Raw genomic sequence first — 16,174 nt, 5'->3', positions numbered from 1 at the left:
ATCATGAAATTTTCCAGATTCTTCATCGACAAACCCATCTTCGCGGCGGTGCTGTCGATCATCATTTTCGTCGCCGGGCTGATCGCGCTGTTCACCCTGCCGGTTGCCGAGTACCCGGACGTCGTGCCGCCATCGGTGCAGATCCGCGCGCAGTATCCAGGCGCCGATGCCAGGGTCATCGCCGAGACTGTGGCGACGCCGCTGGAGCAGGAAGTCAACGGCGTCGACAACATGCTGTACATGTCGTCGCAATCCACTGCCGACGGCAATCTGTTGCTGACGGTGACCTTCAAAATCGGCACCAAGGTCTCGCAAGCCGAAACGGACGTTGAAAACCGCGTCCAGCGCGCCCTGCCGCACCTGCCCGAAGAAGTCCGGCAGATTGGCGTGACGACCATCAAATCGTCGCCAAGCCTGACCATGGTGGTGCATCTGATTTCGCCGGACGGTCGCTACGACGATCAGTATCTGCGCAACTACGCCACCATCAACATCAAGGACCAGCTCGACCGCCTCAATGGCATCGGCCTGGTCCAGTTGAACGGTTCCGGCGACTACGCCATGCGCATCTGGCTGGACCCGGTGAAGATTGCCGCTCGCGACATGACCACCACCGATGTGACTGACGCGATCCGTGAACAGAACGTGCAGGTCGCGGGCGGTGCTATCGGCCAGTCACCGTCCAAAGGCAGCGACTTCCAGCTCTCGGTAAAGACCCAGGGCCGCCTGCAAACCCCTGAAGAGTTCGGCAACATCATCGTCCGTACCGGTGCCGATGGTGCGCTGACCCGTTTGCGTGACGTCGCTCGCATCGAGCTGGGTGCCAACGCCTACAACCTGCGCGCCCGGCTGGATAACAAGCCTGCCGTCGCGCTGGTGATTTTCGAAGCGCCCAACGCCAATGCCTTGCAGATGTCCAGTGATGTCCGCGACCGCATGGAAGAGCTCAAGGCTGACTTCCCGCCGGGCATGGAGTACGACATCGTCTACGACACCACGCGTTTCGTGCAGCAGTCGATCAATGCGGTCATCCATACACTGCTCGAAGCCATTGCCCTGGTGGTACTGGTGGTCATCGTCTTCCTGCAGACCTGGCGCGCCTCGCTGATCCCTCTGCTGGCGGTTCCGGTCTCGGTGGTCGGCACGTTCGCGGTGATGCTGGGCTTTGGTTTCTCGATCAACACCCTGTCGCTGTTCGGATTGGTACTGGCGATCGGTATCGTGGTGGACGACGCCATCGTGGTCGTCGAAAACGTCGAGCGTAATATCGCCGGCGGCCTGTCGCCGCGTGATGCGACGGTCCAGGCCATGAAAGAAGTCAGCGGCCCGATCATTGCCATCGCCCTGGTGCTGTGTGCCGTGTTCGTCCCCATTGCGTTCGTGCCGGGCCTGTCCGGCGAGTTCTACAAACAGTTCGCCCTGACCATTGCGATCTCTACCGTCATCTCGGCATTCAGTTCGCTGACCCTGGCACCCACGCTCTCGGCGACGCTGCTTCAGGCTCACGATGCGCCGAAAGATGTCCTGACCCGGGTGATCGACAAGCTGTTCGGACGCTTCTTCACCGCTTTCAACCGCTTCTTCGGACGTTCCTCGCAGCGTTATGAGCGCGGTGTCAAAGGCACGCTGAAACGCAAGAGCAGCTCGATTGCCATCTATGTGTTGCTGGCCGCTTGCGCCGGTCTGATGTTCAAACTGGTGCCCAGCGGTTTCGTGCCGCTGCAAGACAAGGGCTATCTGATCGGTATTGCCCAGTTGCCTAACGCTGCATCGCTGGACCGCACCGACGCGATTATTCAGCGCATGGGCAAGATCGCCATGGACACCCCGGGCGTGCTGCATGCCGTGCAATTCCCTGGCCTGTCGGTCAACGACTTCACCGCCTCGCCCAGCGCCGGTATTACCTTCAGTGACCTGAAGGACTTTGAACAGCGCACGACCAGGGATCTCAGCGCGGGCGCCATTGCTGTCGAACTGAACAAGAAGATGGGCTCGATCGAGGACTCGTTCATTCTGGTCGTGCCACCGGCGCCGGTCGATGGCCTGGGTACGCTGGGCGGCTTCAAGTTGATGATCGAAGACCGCGGCAACGTGGGCTATGACGCTCTGAACAAAGCAACCCAAGCGTTGCAGGCACAGGCTCGCAAGGCCCCGGAGCTGGTGGGTGTGTTCTCCGGCTACCAGATCAACGTGCCGCAGATCTACGCCGATATCGACCGCGACAAAGCCAAGCAATTGGGCGTTCCACTGCCAACCATCTACCAGACCTTGCAGGTCAACCTGGGCTCGGTCTACGTCAACGACTTCAACCGCTTCGGGCGTACCTACCAGGTGCGGGTTCAGGCCGATGAGCAGTACCGTTCACATGTCGAAGACCTGAAGAAACTGAAAGTGCGCAGCAACAACGGCGACATGATTCCGTTGTCCTCGCTGATGCGCGTCTCTGACAGCTATGGCCCTGAACGCGTTCAGCGTTACAACGACTACGTCTCGGCTGATCTGAACGGCAGCCCGGCACCAGGTTACTCGTCAGGCCAGGCCCAGGCCGCCATTGAACGTATCGCCAAGGACGTGCTGCCCAAGGGTGTCACCTACGAGTTCACCGACCTGGCCTACCAGGACATTCTGGCCGGTAACACCATGTTCTACGTGTTTCCGCTCTGTGTGCTGCTGGTGTTCCTGGTCCTCGCCGCTCAGTACGAAAGCTGGACCCTGCCGCTGGCGGTGATCCTGATCGTGCCGATGTCGATCCTCTGCGCCCTGCTGGGCGTCAAGCTGACCGGTGGCGACAACAACGTGTTTACCCAGATTGCCCTGTTCGTGCTGGTAGGACTGGCCTCGAAGAACGCGATCCTGATTGTCGAGTTTGCCCGCGAACTGGAAGAACAGGGCCGATCGACCATCGAGGCGGCGCTGGAATCCTGCCGGTTGCGCCTGCGGCCGATCCTGATGACCTCGATCGCTTTCATCATGGGTGTCCTGCCGCTGGTGTTCTCCCACGGCCCTGGTTCGGAAATGCGTCATGCAATGGGCGTGGCCGTGTTCGGCGGCATGCTCGGCGTGACCTTCTTCGGCCTGTTCCTGACCCCGGTGTTTTACGTGCTGATGCGCTCGCTGGCCAGGTTCCTGAGCCGCAACAGAAGCCAATCGACGCTGGTCACCACTCACGCTCTTGAAGAGAATCACTGATATGAACGCTGCTGACTTTCTCAAACATGCAGGCTTTCTCAAACGTACAAGTGCGGTGCTGCTGACGTTGGCGCTGGCCGCCTGCGCTGCCCCTGAGTTCAAGCAGCCGCAGGTGGATACGCCTGCGGCGTTCAAAGAGTCTTCCGCTGCCCCTGTCACGGCGCCGGACGGCACTCGCTGGCAGGTCGCGAGGGCGGCTGAAGCGCAGCCCCGTGGTGAGTGGTGGCAGGCATTCAACGACCCGGACCTGACCGCCCTGATCAATGAAGCTGCGCGCAGCAACAATAATCTGGCGCAAGCCACGGCCCGCTTGAAACAGGCCCGGGCGATTGCCGGCATTGCCGAAGCCGATCGCATTCCGCAGATCGGCGTCAACGCCGGGGTCGAGCGCAATCAGGCTTCGCCGCTTTCACGGGGCCTGCCGTCGGGCACGCCGGTTTCGCCACAGACCATTTACCAGGCCAACCTGACCGCCAGCTACGAGGTGGACCTGTTTGGCCGGGTGTCGTCGAATGTCAGCGCGGCCCAAGCCGACGCCGCGGCCAGCGAGGCCACCTACCGCTCGGTGCTGCTGTCGCTGCAGGCAGACGTTGCGCAGACTTATTTCCGCTTGCGTGAGACCGATGCAGAGCTGGCGACGCTGAATGAAACGGTGCGCCTGCGCGCAGAAACGCTGCATGTGGTGCAAAGCCGTTTCGACCTGGGCGACATTGGCGAGTTTGATCTGTCGCGGGCCAGGACCGACCTGTCGACCGCTCGCGCCGAAGCCATCGCCTTGCAGCAACAACGCACGACCAACGAGCACGCGCTGGCTGTCCTGCTGGGCAAGCCGGCATCAAGCTTCAGCGCCGGTGCCAAGCCGCTCAATGACATTGCCTCACTGCCGCAAATACCGACCGGCATCCCCTCGGCGCTGCTGCAGCGTCGTCCGGATATCGTCATCGCCCAGCACGGCATGGAAGCCTCTAACGCCCGCATCGGCGTGGCGCGCGCAGCGATGTTCCCGGCGCTCAACCTCAACGGCGGCGTGGGCGGTGTGGGCACGTCCCTTGCCGACGTTTTCAACTGGAGCAGCCGCTCCTGGGTGCTCGGCGCATTGATGTCGATGCCGATCATTGACGGCGGGCGCAACAGGAACAACATCAAGCGCAGTGAAGCGGCACTGGAAGAGTCGGTTGCCGACTATCGCCAGCAGGTGTTGGTGGCGTTTGCCGAAGTCGAAGACAACCTGGCAGGGCTGCGGATCCTTGCCGGTCAGGCACAACAGACCGACGATGCAGTGGTGTCGGCGCAGCGTTCGGCGGACCTTGCGAAGATGCTGTATGAGGCGGGTCGCACAGGCTACCTGGACATGATCGAAGCGCAGCGCAATCTCACCACCGTGCAGCGCAGCGCCGTGCAACTGCGCGGTAGTCGCGCAGTGACCACCGTGGCGCTGATACGCGCCCTGGGCGGCGGCTGGCAGGCGCAATCGGAGGCCGAGCAGTCATCAACCGTCATCCGTTGACCCGTCAGCATTCTGGCAATAACCCGAACGGCCCCGCCTTTTCAAAGGCGGGGCCGTTTTGCTGTCCGCCCCCCGCTTGCACGATCGGTGGGTTACGCTTGAGCGAGTATCGACAGACTCAGGGGCGAAGCCATGCAAGCAGCAGTAGAACTGTACGGCGCTGAAACCGGAAACAGCTTACGCGCCGCGATCGCCTTGGCTGAAGCGGGCATTGTGTTCACGGCCAAGCCCATGGAACTGTCCGCCGGCGCGCATCGTCAGCCTGCATTCCTCGCGCTCAACCCAGCCGGCAAAGTGCCGACGCTTGTGGACTACGGCTACTCCCCTGCCCTGGTGATCAACCAGTCCAACGCCATCATCGACTACGCCGACGCCACGTCCCCCGGGCGGCTGTCGCCTGCAGCCCTGGGTGTCGAACGGTTCAGGGTTCATGACCGTTTCCTGTTCTTCATCACCGATGTGATCGCCGTCAGTCACGCGGCATTCTTTGTGCGGCGTATCGGCCAGCGCGAGGCAGCCGTGCCGCTGGATCAGCGTGCACTGGAGAACCTGATGTCCGCAGAAGGCTTCCTTGAACGGGGCTACATGGCCGGGGACACCTTCTCCAAGGCCGACATCGCTGCCTTTACCTTTGCCATGTCGGTCCGCGGCCAGATTCCCTGGGCGACACTGCCGCGCATGACCCGGTGGTTCGAGATGATTGCAGCGCGGCCGGCGGTGCAGCAAGGCCTGGGCACGTTCCGCAGTTGAGGGTAGCGGTGGCTGAAGGGGCTGGGATGTAGAAAAGAGAAGAGATCAACGCAGATGCACGGGCGCCGTGTGGACGAAGGCGTTCAGCAAGGGAGGCTTGAGGCGTTTGGAAGGGAGCTTTCAAGCGGGGTCAGATGAATCTGTAGCAGCACGACTTGCCGGCGGTAGCGCTTTGAAGGCCCTTACCGCCGGAAAACACAACGCCGCCCGGGCGGGCGGCGACAGATCCAGAGGTCTGCCAGGCGTGATGCCTGGCGAGGGTGCGGGGGTTCAGCGTTTCTGAGGCAGCTTGGTGGACATCATCGCCTGGACTTGTTGCGGGTTGGCGGTAAATTTGTCGTGGATACCGCGAGTCTGTGCGCCGGCAACGACTTCATCGTTGCTGCCCGCTTCGACCGCGTCCAGTGTGTCGGTGACGATTTCCAGCGGGCTGAGGCGCGGCTCGGGCATTTTGGCACCCATTTCCGTTTCAGCCTGCACTGCCAATACACCGACCACCTGGGTACCCTGCCCGGCCAACTCAGCGCGGATGCTGCGAGTCAGCGACAGGCCGGCTGCTTTGGATGCCGAATAAGTGGCGGCCATCGGCAGGCTGATCAGCGAGAGCATCGACAGCATGTTCACGACGCCACCGCCGGTTTTCGCCAGTACGGGGGCGAAAGCGCGAGTCATGGCCAATGGGCCAAAGTAGTTCACTTCCATTTCCTGACGAGCGTCGTCAATGGACGTCGCCGAGATGGCACCGTCAAACGCCGCGTAACCGGCGTTGTTAATCAACAGCGTCACGTCGTTGGCCACGCTGGCGGCAGCGGCAACCTGATCAGGGTCGGTGACATCCAGCGGCAACGCCACCAGGCGACGGTCACCCGCCTTGAGCAAGTCGCTCAAGGACGCAGTGTCGCGGGCTGCGACGTAGATTTTTGCGGCGCCACGCTTGAGCAGTTCCTCGACGAAGGTGCGGCCGATACCACGGTTGGCGCCAGTGACCAAAACAACAGCGTTTTCGATTTTCATGATGATGTTCTCGATTCGTTAAAAGACAGGTCGATGAGCGGCCGGCCAGTGAATACCGGCCGGCCAGATCCTTTTCAGTTGCCGTTGAGCTGGTCGGCGTGCAGGCGAGCGAACTCGCCGACGGTCATCGACCGACGCCCGGTGAGTTTTTCGATGTTGTTGTCAGCGCCGGCCATGCGTCCGTTGTGGTAGTCACGCATCGCGCCGTCCAGGTGCTGAACGATGTAGGCAGGAACGCCCATCTCGGTGATCGACTGCACGTACTCTTCAACCGACAAATCCTGGAACACGATCTTGCGACCCAGCGCCTCGGACAACTGCGCAGCCATCTGCTCGTGGTCCATTTCTTCCGGACCCGACAGGTTGATGGTCGTGCCGACATGGCCCTCAGGATGCTTCAGCAGCGCTGCGATGGCGCGGCCCTGATCATCTGCGGCGATTGGCGAGTGACGACCTTTGCCCACGGGCATGCGCAGCACACCCTGCTGCAGGAACGGCAGCTGCCATGGATACAACAACCACTCCAGAAAGTACGTCGGACGCAGATGGATGACCGGCAGGCCAGACCAGTTGAGGATTTCTTCAGCGATGTAGGTATCGCGGCACGAATCACTGCTCGATTCGCGGTTGGCTGAACGCTGTGAGAGGTTCAGAACGGTTTTGACACCGGTCTCCCGGGCCGCTTGAGCGAAGTTGACGGTTGCATTGATCAGGCCAGGCTGCACAGGCCATACAAAGTAGGCAGCATCCACACCCTGCATGGCGTCACGAACGGTGTTGATCTGCAGCAGGTCACCGACGACCACTTCGGCACCCAATGCCTTGAGCGCATCAGAGCGTGCATCGAGCTTGTGCACCATGGCCCGGACATCAAGACCCAAAGCGATGGATTCACGAACAGCGGCACGGCCTGTGTCGCCGGTTGCGCCAGTAATCAGAACTTTTTTGGACATGAGAGTGGTTCCTGAAATCAAGGGTTTAGCCGTATTGGCGTCATGCATCAGTTCGGGTAAGTGCTTGAGCGCCTCGTCTCCGATGGAGCAAATATCCTCGTTTCACAGGGCGGCCAGTAGCCGTGGAAAAGGTCTAACATTTATCCTGATTCAGCATCAGTGAACCCGCGTTGGCTGACCGTCCGCCTCTGAATGCAGCGCCAGGCCATCTCGCGCCGTCGACATGAGCTCGATCAAACCGTACGGACGTCATGCTATCGCCGGGATAGCATGATGGTTATACTGCTTTGCATCACGACAGTTCATTGCGATATCTGAAGAGGTCTTATGCGATACCCAGCCGAGGAAACCGCAGAAAAACATCAACGAATCCTTGAACATGCGTCGATTCTGTTCCGGGAACGGGGCTTCTACGGCGTCAGCGTCAGTGAAGTCATGAAGGCCACCGGCCTGACACACGGCGCGTTCTACAATCACTTTGAATCCAAGGATGACCTGATCGCCAAGACCATCGGCGATGCTTCTTGCAAAGCGCTGGCGTTGATGAAAGAAGCCGAGCAGACGCCCGAAGCCATGCACGAATACGTTCAGCACTATCTCAGCCAAGGGCATCGCAACGAGCCTGGCAAGGGATGCCTGATGACCGCGCTCGCTTCAGAGGTCGCCCGAGAGCCATCCGTGCAGCCGGCGTTCACTCGACACCTTAAAAGTGTGATTACCAGCCTCATGGCACCCTTCGCCAAGTCCCGCAAGCGCAACATCCGCCGTGATGCGATTCACAAGATCTCCAGCATGGTCGGCGCCATTGTCCTGGCCCGGGCGGTTGACGACCCTGCTTTCGCCGAAGAAATCCTCAAAGCAGTCAGCCAGTCGCTGGAGTAGTCGAAACTGCCCTGCAGGCCACCTGAGTCTTTTGAGCGATAACCCTGGCAACGGCAAACGCTGCCCAGGGACAGGCGTGCAGCGACCCCCGGGATCCGACTAGCCCTGCGGGCGTAATGGCGCAGCAGGCACCACGGTGTCGACCCGGCCGGTCTTGACGTCGTAAACCAGGCCTGTCACGCGACAGTCGCAGCGGCTCCCGATGGAACCCCTGGGTTGCTCCTGCGCGTGCGCCGCGCAGCGAACCCGTCGATCACCGAACCTAATACAGTCATCGCAGGGGTCAGCGCCTCGGCAATCTGAAACGCTTTGTCGGTGGGTCGCATCCCTCTGCCGCTCCTGACGAACAAGCGGTCATCAAAGCACTGACGCAAGCGAGCCAGTGATCCACTCACCGCTGGCTGGCCAACGTTCAGATGCTCGGCCGCGCGCGACACGCTCAACTCCCGAAAGACCACCATAAAAACCACCAACAGGTTCATGTCCAGCCGCATCAGGTTTTGTTCATAGGTATGCATCGTTCTGCTCCATCGCCAGGTTCAGCAGCGGTGTGAATACACGCCCGGCAGTACAAGGACAGCAATCAGCTGCGCTGACGACTGACGGCGACTCCACTGGGCCAGAGGGTGTTGATATCAAGCAGTACGATTATCATGCTTCAGGATGTTAAACATGACACCCGCAATGTTGCATCGCAGCATAACATGATAACCGTAATGCTAATTCCGATTTGCTTGCCACTCACAACCGTTGGTCTTGATTACCCTGGCTATCTTCATGGAAACGTATCGGGTCACTGGCGCCACGGGTGCTAACGGCGCACCTGCCATGCAATACCTGTCGAACAGGACCAGCGCTTAAACGCGTTGGAGTATCGCGAAGACGACAAGCCCGGCCGAATTCATTGCGCACCACCGTCAGTTGTTGAGCTGATTGCGCGGATGAAGGGGTGGAACGCTGCTTCACCGGGCCATGTTGTCGATAGTCAGGCTCACCCGATTGGCCCGGCAATAAAGTTCGGAGCAGTGCACAGGGCGGCCGTCCTGGTCATAGGCGGTCTTGCTGATGCGGAACAGCGGCTCGCCGGGTTCGCAACCCAGCCACTTGGCTTCGGCCTTGGTGGCGGTGTACACGTCTATGACCTTGCGGTCGCTGCGCACGCGGGTCTCGTATTGTTCATGGAGCAACTGGTAGGTGGAGTGTCCAGGCTGGTAACGCTGGTCGAATTCCGGGTAGCGAGCCAACGGGATATAGGAATAATCGATGAACAGCGGTTCTTCTTCCAGGTACATCACCCGCACCAGTTTGAACAGACGCCCGCCCTGGGGCACGTCGAGTCGCTGCTGGTAGTCGTCCGCCGGGATCAACTCCTGCTTGATCACCGCTTCTCGGGTGTTCTTGCCTTGAGCAATGCCGAAATCGGTGAAGCCACTGACCGTGAGCAGAGCGTTTTCCACCTTGCGTCCCTGGACGAAGGTGCCTTTGCCCTGCAACCGGGTGAGGACGCCATCTTTCACCAGGTCGGTGATTGCCTTGCGCACAGTGATGCGACTCACCCCGTGCAGTTCACACAGTTCGGGCTCGGTGGGGATTTGCCCGTTTACCGGGTACTGGCCCTGCTCGATTGCCTCGAGTATTCGCTGACGGACCACCGCATAGAGACGCTGGGACGAATTGCGCTGCAAGCCGGGCATGGACCATCCTTGTTGAATAACGAACACGGCAGCCAGTATAAGCGCTGCCGCTGGCGCCGCCAGCTTTTCCCCGGCCGGCGTTCAGCCCCAGGCGCCCTGACACTGCAAGGTCAATGCTGCGCCACGGGCGCCCTGCTCCATGGCCTGCTCGACGCTCAAGTCACGGGCAATCGCGCTGAGAAAACCGGCGATGAAGGCATCGCCAGCGCCCATGGTGTCGACGATGTCCACGGGGATCGCGCACTGGTGCCAAAACCGTTGGCCGTCATAGGCCAGGCTGCCCCCGGGGCCCAGGGTGGCGATTACCGTGCCTGCTCCCCTGTCGCTCACTTCGCGCAAGCGACCCCGCAGCCCGGCGCTGTCCTCGCGCGCCGAGGCGAAGGCATAGTCCAGGCTGGGTGGCAGTTCATGCCACAGTGGGCTGTCCCATTTGTCGGCGAAGTCGAAACTGATGATTTTGCCCCGCGCCTTGAGCGCGCCCAGATAGGGCTCGACATGACCCCAGATGCCCGCGTGTACCACATCGAACCGCGCAATCCAGGACAGGTCTTGCTCGCTCAGGTAGAAACCGCTCATTACCCCTTCGGCATACTCCCCCAGCACGCGTTCGTTGCCGTGTAAGTGCACGAAGGTTTGCGCGGTGCTGCCTGGCTTGCTGTGCAGGTGGCTTGTGTCCACACCTTCGGCGGCCAACTCGCGGCGTAACTGCTGGCCGTAGGCATCCTCGCCCACCCAGCCGACATAGGCCGGGCGCAACCCATGGCGGGCGCTGTGCACTGCGACATTGACCGCATTGCCCCCGGAAAAACCCCGGCCCAGCGCCGGGTATACGTCAATGCAGTTGTCGCCAACCGTGACCAGGCTTTTCATGACTATCGCTCCCAAGGTGGAAGATACAGGGCCGCCGAGGCAGCCCTGCAGCACTCAGTATTCCACCAGGCCACCGTAGTAGCGGCGGTCGTCAGGGTTGTGGTCCTTGTAGATAGAGAGGTAGTAGCACAACCATTCCATGGGCACGAACATCAGAAATGGCGCCAGCCAGGGGTGCAGGCCGTGGCTGATATCCGCATAGTCCACCACGATGACCGCGTCGGTGTATTGCTTCACGAAACGGATGGCCCGTTCAGTGGTGTGCCGGCTCTCATCGGTGCCGAGCAAGAACAGAAACGGCACCCCCGGCTCTACCACCTCAAGCGGGCCGTGACGGAACTCGCCGCTCTCAAACACGCTGCCGTGAGTCCAGGTGAACTCCATCAGGGTGACGATGCCTTCCTTGTAAGCCAACGGCCGCAGGGGGCCAGCGGCGACGGTGTAGATCATCGGCCAGGCAGAGGCGCGCTCGCCCAGCACACGACCCTTTTCTTCCCAGCCACGGACCAGTTCGCCCAGGGCCGCAGGCAGTTGCCCAAGCTCGCGGGTGATTCGCGCGACATCCGGGTGCGGGACGGGCTCCAGTCGGCTGATCATTTCAAGGGCCACGGTGTAACACAGCAGCAGATGAATCTCCCAGATGCAATCTGCCTCGTAGGCCACGACATAGTCCGCCACCTCCACGATCGGACTGTCCGCGCGCTTGGTGAAGGCGGCGGTCAAGGCCCCGCGCTCGCCGGCCAGGCGCAAGGCCTGGATGACCTCCTCGGTCTTGCCGTAGTCGGACACGCCGATCACCGCGCAGCGCTCATCGAGCCGATGGGGCGTGTTGTCGCAGAACTCCCACCCCGAATAGGCCATGCACTGCAAGCCCGAGTAACGGTCCACCAGATGCTTGGCGGTTTGCGCAGCGTTCAGCGGCGAGCCACAGGCGACGAAGTAGAAGCGGTCCACGCCACGGGCGAGCATCTGCTCGACAATGGCCTTGACCTTGGGCACATCCACCGCGAGCACTTTCTCGACTTCCTGAACCATGTTCTCGGTGACCAGAAAGTCCACCGTGCTTTTATCGATATCCAGCATGTTTGTTGTCTCCAGGGGTAATCAGGTCGGTTGTGCCTGCAGGGCGGCAAGACGCTTGTTGCGTCGTTCCCAGTAGGCGTAGGCAGGCAAACCCGTGGCGATCACCACAAGCGCGCACACCAGGCCCGGCACCGGTGCCCACACGAATGTGGACGCCACCAGGATCAGGCTCGATGCCAGGGCCAGAAAGGTCATCAGGCCAAAGGCCGGGGTTCGCCACAGGGGGTTGTAGTCGGGCTGGCGACGGCACCAGATGATGGAGCCGAAGGTCAGGGTGTTCTTGAAACACATCACCAGGGTGAAGTACCCCAGCAACGCGGTGAGGTCCGAGGCGTAGATGAACACGATACCCAGCGCGCATTGCAGGACGATGGAGTAATCGGGCGTCTGGAAGCGCGGGTGTACATGGGCGAAGCATTTGAAGAACAGCTTGTCCCTGGCCATGGCGTATTCCAGCCGCGGCTGGTACATCACGCAGCTGGACAGCGAGCCGAGGATGACAATGATTGCCGTGACCGCTACAAACACACCCGCCGCGCCGCCCAGGGCCGGCAGATAGGTCAGCGCATCGGAAATCGGCGTTTCGGACCCCAACAGTCGGTCAAATGGCATCATCCCGGTGATCACCAGCGCCAGCAGCGAGTAGAGCACCAGCACCAGCAGGCAAGAGCCGATCAATGCCCGCGGCATGATCTTGCCTGGCTCCTTGATTTCGCCGGTCATGTAGCAGATGGAGGCCATTCCGGTGTAGGACCAGCTGGTGGCGGAGATGCCGGCCAGGAGCGCCATCAGGCTCGCACCCGCGCCCAGACCGGGCTCGGAGGTCACCGGAGCGGTAAGATTTGCGCCCTGGATATAGAAAATTCCCAGGCCGATCACCAGCGTGAAAGGGATGATCTTGGCCACGGTGATCAGCGTCTGGAAGGTTGCTCCGCCCTCCACCGAGCGCAGGTGCAAGAGCATGAAGCAGAGGATGAGCACCGTGGCAAGGACCTTCCCGAACAGCGGGCTCACGGGCAGGATGAAATTCAGGTTACTGACAATGGCCAAGGCCATGATGGACAGCGAAGGTGCGTCGTTGGCCCAGAAGCTGGTCCAGCCCGAGAGAAACGCCAGGGGCCGGCTGCCGGCCTTTTTCAGGTAGATGTAATCGGCGCCGTTTTCCGGGTATGCCGTGGACAGCTCGGCGTACACGCACATCTGCGGGATGACAATCAGCCCGCCGATCACAAAGGCAAGAATGGTCAGCAGCGGCGAACCTGCCGCCTTGGCCACCTCCCCGACCGAAACGAAAATGCCCGACCCTACGGTGGTGCCCACCGCAATCGCCAATACCGGCCAGAAACCCAGCTTGCGGGCGAGTTCTTTTGAATGACCTTCTGAAACCAGCATATGCCCACCCGATTGTTTTCATTATTTGGGGGCCGCCCCGGCGGGCGGCGCTGACTACGCAACGCACTGTCAAACGTCGATACGCCTGCCAAATAGACATGACGATATATAACGTATTGCTGCTGAATGTAGCAGGCAGGCGCAAACGCGCAAGTTTTTTTATTGCGTTCATCGGCGTCGTTTGACGGCTGCAGCGCGGACAACGGGGGGTGTTTTAACGGGAATGACCGCTCGCCGCCACCCACCGCCGCGGGCACCGGTGGGACAGCGAGGACGTTGGGCAAGCAGGTGCGGCCGGCACCTCAGGCATCGGTGAAAGGCTGACCGCGCACATGCCCTTTGGCCAACGGTGGCGGCTGTTGCGGCTCGCTGAAGTCCGCGGTCCAGTGCCAGTTGCGAATCTCGGGCAGGTCTTCGAAGTGCTCGCCGATCCACACCTGATGTTTGCGCAGCTGGCTCTGGAAAAAGCGCGTGGCATCCAGGCTTTGCTCACGCAAACGCGGCACATGGGTCAAGGCGTCGATTGCCAGCTGGTAGCGGCTCATGTTGTTGAGTACCACCATGTCGAACGGCGTGGTGGTGGTGCCCCGGTCGCTGAAGCCGCGCACATGAAAGCGTGCTTCATTGGCACGGCCGTGGACCATCGAGTGGATCACCCAGGTCGAGCCGTGGAAGGCAAACATCACCGGTGCATCGCGCGTGAACAGCGCCTCGAACGACACATGATCCATCCCGTGGGGCCGATCCTGTGGGGCGCTGAGTATCCCCAGATCGACCACATTGACCAGTCTCACGCGAATGTCCGGGACATGTTTCTGCAGCAACCAGGACGCGGCAACTGCCTCTGTAGTCGGGACATCACCGGCACAGGCCAACACCACGTCAGGTAACTGGTGTTCATCGTTGCCAGCGAACTGCCAGATCGAAGCCCCTTGGGAGCAATGCCTGAGCGCGGCGTCGAAATCCAGCCATTGAAAGTCCGGCTGCTTGCCACAGGTGACCACGTTGACGTAGTTGCGGCTGCGCAAGCAATGATCGAAGACATTGACCAGGCAATTGGAGTCCGGAGGGTAATACACCCGCACGACATCGGCCCGGCGTTGCAACACGTTATCCACGAACCCGGTGGACTGGTGACTGAAGCCGTTGTGATCGTTGCGCCAGGCGTGACTGGTCAGGAAGATGTTCAACGACGCCAGCGGACGCCGCCACGGGTATTCCTTGCTCTGCTGCAACCACTTGGCATGTTGCGTCACCATCGAGTCGACGACCTGGGCGAACGCCTCGTAGGTCGACCACATGCCGTGGCGCCCGGTCAGCAGATACCCCTCCAGCCAGCCTTCGCACAGGTGCTCGCTGAGCACTTCCATGACCCGCCCGTCAGCGGCCAGATGATCGTCGACTTCCAGGCAAGGACCGGCCGCAGTCCGGTTGCTGGCCTCGAACACCGCATTCAGGCGATTGGAGTTGGTCTCGTCGGGACCGAATACTCGAAAGGTGCGAGGGTTGTTGCGCATGACGTCGCGCAGGTACTCGCCCAGCTTGCGCGGTGCCTCGGCAATCACCTGGCCCGGCTGCGGGACCTCCAGCCCGTAGTCGGAGAAATTCGGCAGATCCAGGGCCACCAGCCTGCGGCCGCCGTTGACATAGGGCACCGCCCCCATGCGCAAGTCCGCAGGCGGTGTCAGGGCTTGAAGCTCGGGCAGCAGTTCACCGGCCTGGTCAAACAGCGCCTGGGGGGCATAACTGCGCATCCAGTCTTCCAGTTGACGCAAATGCTCAGGGTTACCGGTGACATTGGCCAGCGGCACCTGATGCGCGCGAAACGTACCCTCCACTGGCAGGCCATCGACCACCTTGGGCCCGGTCCAGCCTTTGGGCGTGCGCAGAATGATCATTGGCCAGCGTGCACGCGCAGCAGCGCCGTGGGTCCTGGCCTCTCGCTGTATCCGGGAAATTATCTCGTAGCAGGCGTCCAGCGCCGCCGCAAATCGCTGATGCATGCCTGGCAGGTCATCGCCGGCGACGATGATCGGTTGGTAACCGCGCCCTCGATACAGTTCGATCAGGTCTTCGTTGGCGATCCGCGCCTCGACCGTGGGCCCGGAAATTTTGTAGCCATTGAGGTGCAGAATCGGCAGGACCGCGCCGTCACGGCAGGGATCGAGAAAATGCACGCTTTTCCAACTGCCCTCAAGCGGACAGGTTTCCGCCTCACCGTCGCCAATGACACAGGCCACCAGCAGGTCCGGGTTGTCGAACGCCGCACCGAAGGCGTGCATCAGCGAATAGCCCAGTTCACCGCCTTCATGCAATGAGTTGGGTGTGTGCGGCCCGCAGTGGCTTGGCACGCCACCGGGCGTCGAGAAACTGCGAAAAAACAGCAACATCCCCGCTTCGTCACGGCTGATCTGCGGGTGCACCTCGCTGTAGGTGCCTTCCAGCCAGGCACAGGCATTCATCGTCGGGCCGCCATGGCCGGGACCGGAGATGAAAATCGTCTCGACCTTGCGCTCGCTGATCAGCCTGTTCAGGTGAACGTAGATGAAGTTCTGCCCCACCGAAGTGCCCCAGTGCCCCAGCAAGCGCGGTTTGATGTGCTCGGCCCGCAACGGCTCACGCAGCAGGGGGTTGGCTTGCAGGTAAATCTGACCCACGCACAGGTAATTGGCAGCGTTCCAGTAACGATGCATGGATGAAAGCTGCTCAGGCTGCAGCGGCCCGACTTGCGGGGCGTTGAGGCAAACCGATGCCACCCCCGGCCGGTTCGAATCGACGGTGGAAAGTTGCGCGTTAAACCAGTACATGGCGACTCCGTTGCGCCCGCTTCAAGCGAGCTT

The 16,174-nt window shown here is 61.1% G+C and carries 12 protein-coding genes; 4 read left to right on the top strand and 8 right to left on the bottom strand.

The features are described from left to right. Window positions 1-3 precede the first annotated feature (3 nt). From ACI2KS_RS11390 to ACI2KS_RS11380, 3 genes are all read left to right on the top strand, one after another. Window positions 4-3,189, top strand: a complete 3,186-nt coding sequence (locus tag ACI2KS_RS11390; protein ID WP_404620123.1) for an efflux RND transporter permease subunit — start codon at window positions 4-6, stop codon at window positions 3,187-3,189. Between the two features lies 1 nt (window position 3,190). Further along, a complete protein-coding gene (locus ACI2KS_RS11385; RefSeq protein ID WP_404620121.1) occupies window positions 3,191-4,696 on the top strand; it encodes an efflux transporter outer membrane subunit in 1,506 nt (501 codons plus the stop codon). A gap of 132 nt (window positions 4,697-4,828) precedes the next feature. Continuing rightward, window positions 4,829-5,446: a glutathione S-transferase family protein gene (locus ACI2KS_RS11380; RefSeq protein ID WP_404620119.1), complete on the top strand. Its 618-nt coding sequence runs from the start codon at window positions 4,829-4,831 to the stop codon at window positions 5,444-5,446. 270 nt (window positions 5,447-5,716) lie between these two features. On the opposite strand, the gene ACI2KS_RS11375 is transcribed toward ACI2KS_RS11380, so the two are convergent. Both ACI2KS_RS11375 and ACI2KS_RS11370 read right to left on the bottom strand, forming a co-directional pair. Then, window positions 5,717-6,460, bottom strand: a complete 744-nt coding sequence (locus tag ACI2KS_RS11375) for an SDR family oxidoreductase (RefSeq protein ID WP_404620117.1) — start codon at window positions 6,458-6,460, stop codon at window positions 5,717-5,719. A 74-nt stretch (window positions 6,461-6,534) separates the two neighbouring features. After that, the gene (locus tag ACI2KS_RS11370; RefSeq protein WP_404620115.1) at window positions 6,535-7,413 is read right to left on the bottom strand and encodes an NmrA family NAD(P)-binding protein; all 879 of its coding nucleotides are present in this window, start codon (window positions 7,411-7,413) and stop codon (window positions 6,535-6,537) included. Between the two features lie 327 nt (window positions 7,414-7,740). Here ACI2KS_RS11370 and ACI2KS_RS11365 point away from each other — a divergent pair, with 327 nt between their 5' ends. Continuing rightward, entirely contained in the window at window positions 7,741-8,295 is a 555-nt protein-coding gene (locus ACI2KS_RS11365) for a TetR/AcrR family transcriptional regulator (protein ID WP_404620113.1), read from the top strand. A 176-nt stretch (window positions 8,296-8,471) separates the two neighbouring features. On the opposite strand, the gene ACI2KS_RS11360 is transcribed toward ACI2KS_RS11365, so the two are convergent. From ACI2KS_RS11360 to ACI2KS_RS11335, 6 genes are all read right to left on the bottom strand, one after another. Beyond that, complete coding sequence (locus ACI2KS_RS11360; protein WP_404620111.1) at window positions 8,472-8,813, bottom strand: LysR family transcriptional regulator; 342 nt, start codon at window positions 8,811-8,813, stop codon at window positions 8,472-8,474. A gap of 444 nt (window positions 8,814-9,257) precedes the next feature. Beyond that, on the bottom strand, window positions 9,258-9,989 hold the full coding sequence (locus ACI2KS_RS11355) for a GntR family transcriptional regulator (RefSeq protein WP_404620109.1): 732 nt from the start codon (window positions 9,987-9,989) through the stop codon (window positions 9,258-9,260). An 81-nt stretch (window positions 9,990-10,070) separates the two neighbouring features. After that, window positions 10,071-10,859, bottom strand: a complete 789-nt coding sequence (gene frlD / locus ACI2KS_RS11350) for a fructoselysine 6-kinase (RefSeq protein ID WP_404620107.1) — start codon at window positions 10,857-10,859, stop codon at window positions 10,071-10,073. Window positions 10,860-10,913: 54 nt separating this feature from the next. Then, window positions 10,914-11,942 (bottom strand): fructoselysine 6-phosphate deglycase, encoded by a 1,029-nt coding sequence (gene frlB, locus ACI2KS_RS11345; protein ID WP_404620105.1) that lies wholly within the window; start codon window positions 11,940-11,942, stop codon window positions 10,914-10,916. A 21-nt stretch (window positions 11,943-11,963) separates the two neighbouring features. Then, a complete protein-coding gene (gene frlA / locus ACI2KS_RS11340) occupies window positions 11,964-13,334 on the bottom strand; it encodes a fructoselysine/psicoselysine transporter FrlA (RefSeq protein WP_404620103.1) in 1,371 nt (456 codons plus the stop codon). Window positions 13,335-13,636: 302 nt separating this feature from the next. Further along, window positions 13,637-16,141 carry a phosphoketolase gene (locus tag ACI2KS_RS11335; protein WP_404620102.1) on the bottom strand — a complete coding sequence of 835 codons (2,505 nt, stop codon included), beginning with the start codon at window positions 16,139-16,141 and terminating at the stop codon, window positions 13,637-13,639. Window positions 16,142-16,174 lie beyond the last annotated feature (33 nt).

The organism is Pseudomonas sp. NPDC087358, assembly GCF_044900785.1.
Classification (GTDB): Bacteria; Pseudomonadota; Gammaproteobacteria; order Pseudomonadales; family Pseudomonadaceae; genus Aquipseudomonas.
The sequence above is the reverse complement of the archived record's forward strand: the minus strand, read 5'-3'. Positions and strand labels throughout refer to the sequence as shown.

Coding starts and splice junctions, on each gene's coding strand:
- ACI2KS_RS11355 (WP_404620109.1), bottom strand. CDS start 9,989: ATGCCCGGCTTGCAGCGCAATTCGTCCCAGCGTCTCTATGCGGTGGTC.
- ACI2KS_RS11390 (WP_404620123.1), top strand. CDS start 4: ATGAAATTTTCCAGATTCTTCATCGACAAACCCATCTTCGCGGCGGTG.
- ACI2KS_RS11370 (WP_404620115.1), bottom strand. CDS start 7,413: ATGTCCAAAAAAGTTCTGATTACTGGCGCAACCGGCGACACAGGCCGT.
- ACI2KS_RS11375 (WP_404620117.1), bottom strand. CDS start 6,460: ATGAAAATCGAAAACGCTGTTGTTTTGGTCACTGGCGCCAACCGTGGT.
- frlB (WP_404620105.1), bottom strand. CDS start 11,942: ATGCTGGATATCGATAAAAGCACGGTGGACTTTCTGGTCACCGAGAAC.
- frlD (WP_404620107.1), bottom strand. CDS start 10,859: ATGAAAAGCCTGGTCACGGTTGGCGACAACTGCATTGACGTATACCCG.
- ACI2KS_RS11380 (WP_404620119.1), top strand. CDS start 4,829: ATGCAAGCAGCAGTAGAACTGTACGGCGCTGAAACCGGAAACAGCTTA.
- ACI2KS_RS11385 (WP_404620121.1), top strand. CDS start 3,191: ATGAACGCTGCTGACTTTCTCAAACATGCAGGCTTTCTCAAACGTACA.
- ACI2KS_RS11365 (WP_404620113.1), top strand. CDS start 7,741: ATGCGATACCCAGCCGAGGAAACCGCAGAAAAACATCAACGAATCCTT.
- frlA (WP_404620103.1), bottom strand. CDS start 13,334: ATGCTGGTTTCAGAAGGTCATTCAAAAGAACTCGCCCGCAAGCTGGGT.
- ACI2KS_RS11360 (WP_404620111.1), bottom strand. CDS start 8,813: ATGCATACCTATGAACAAAACCTGATGCGGCTGGACATGAACCTGTTG.
- ACI2KS_RS11335 (WP_404620102.1), bottom strand. CDS start 16,141: ATGTACTGGTTTAACGCGCAACTTTCCACCGTCGATTCGAACCGGCCG.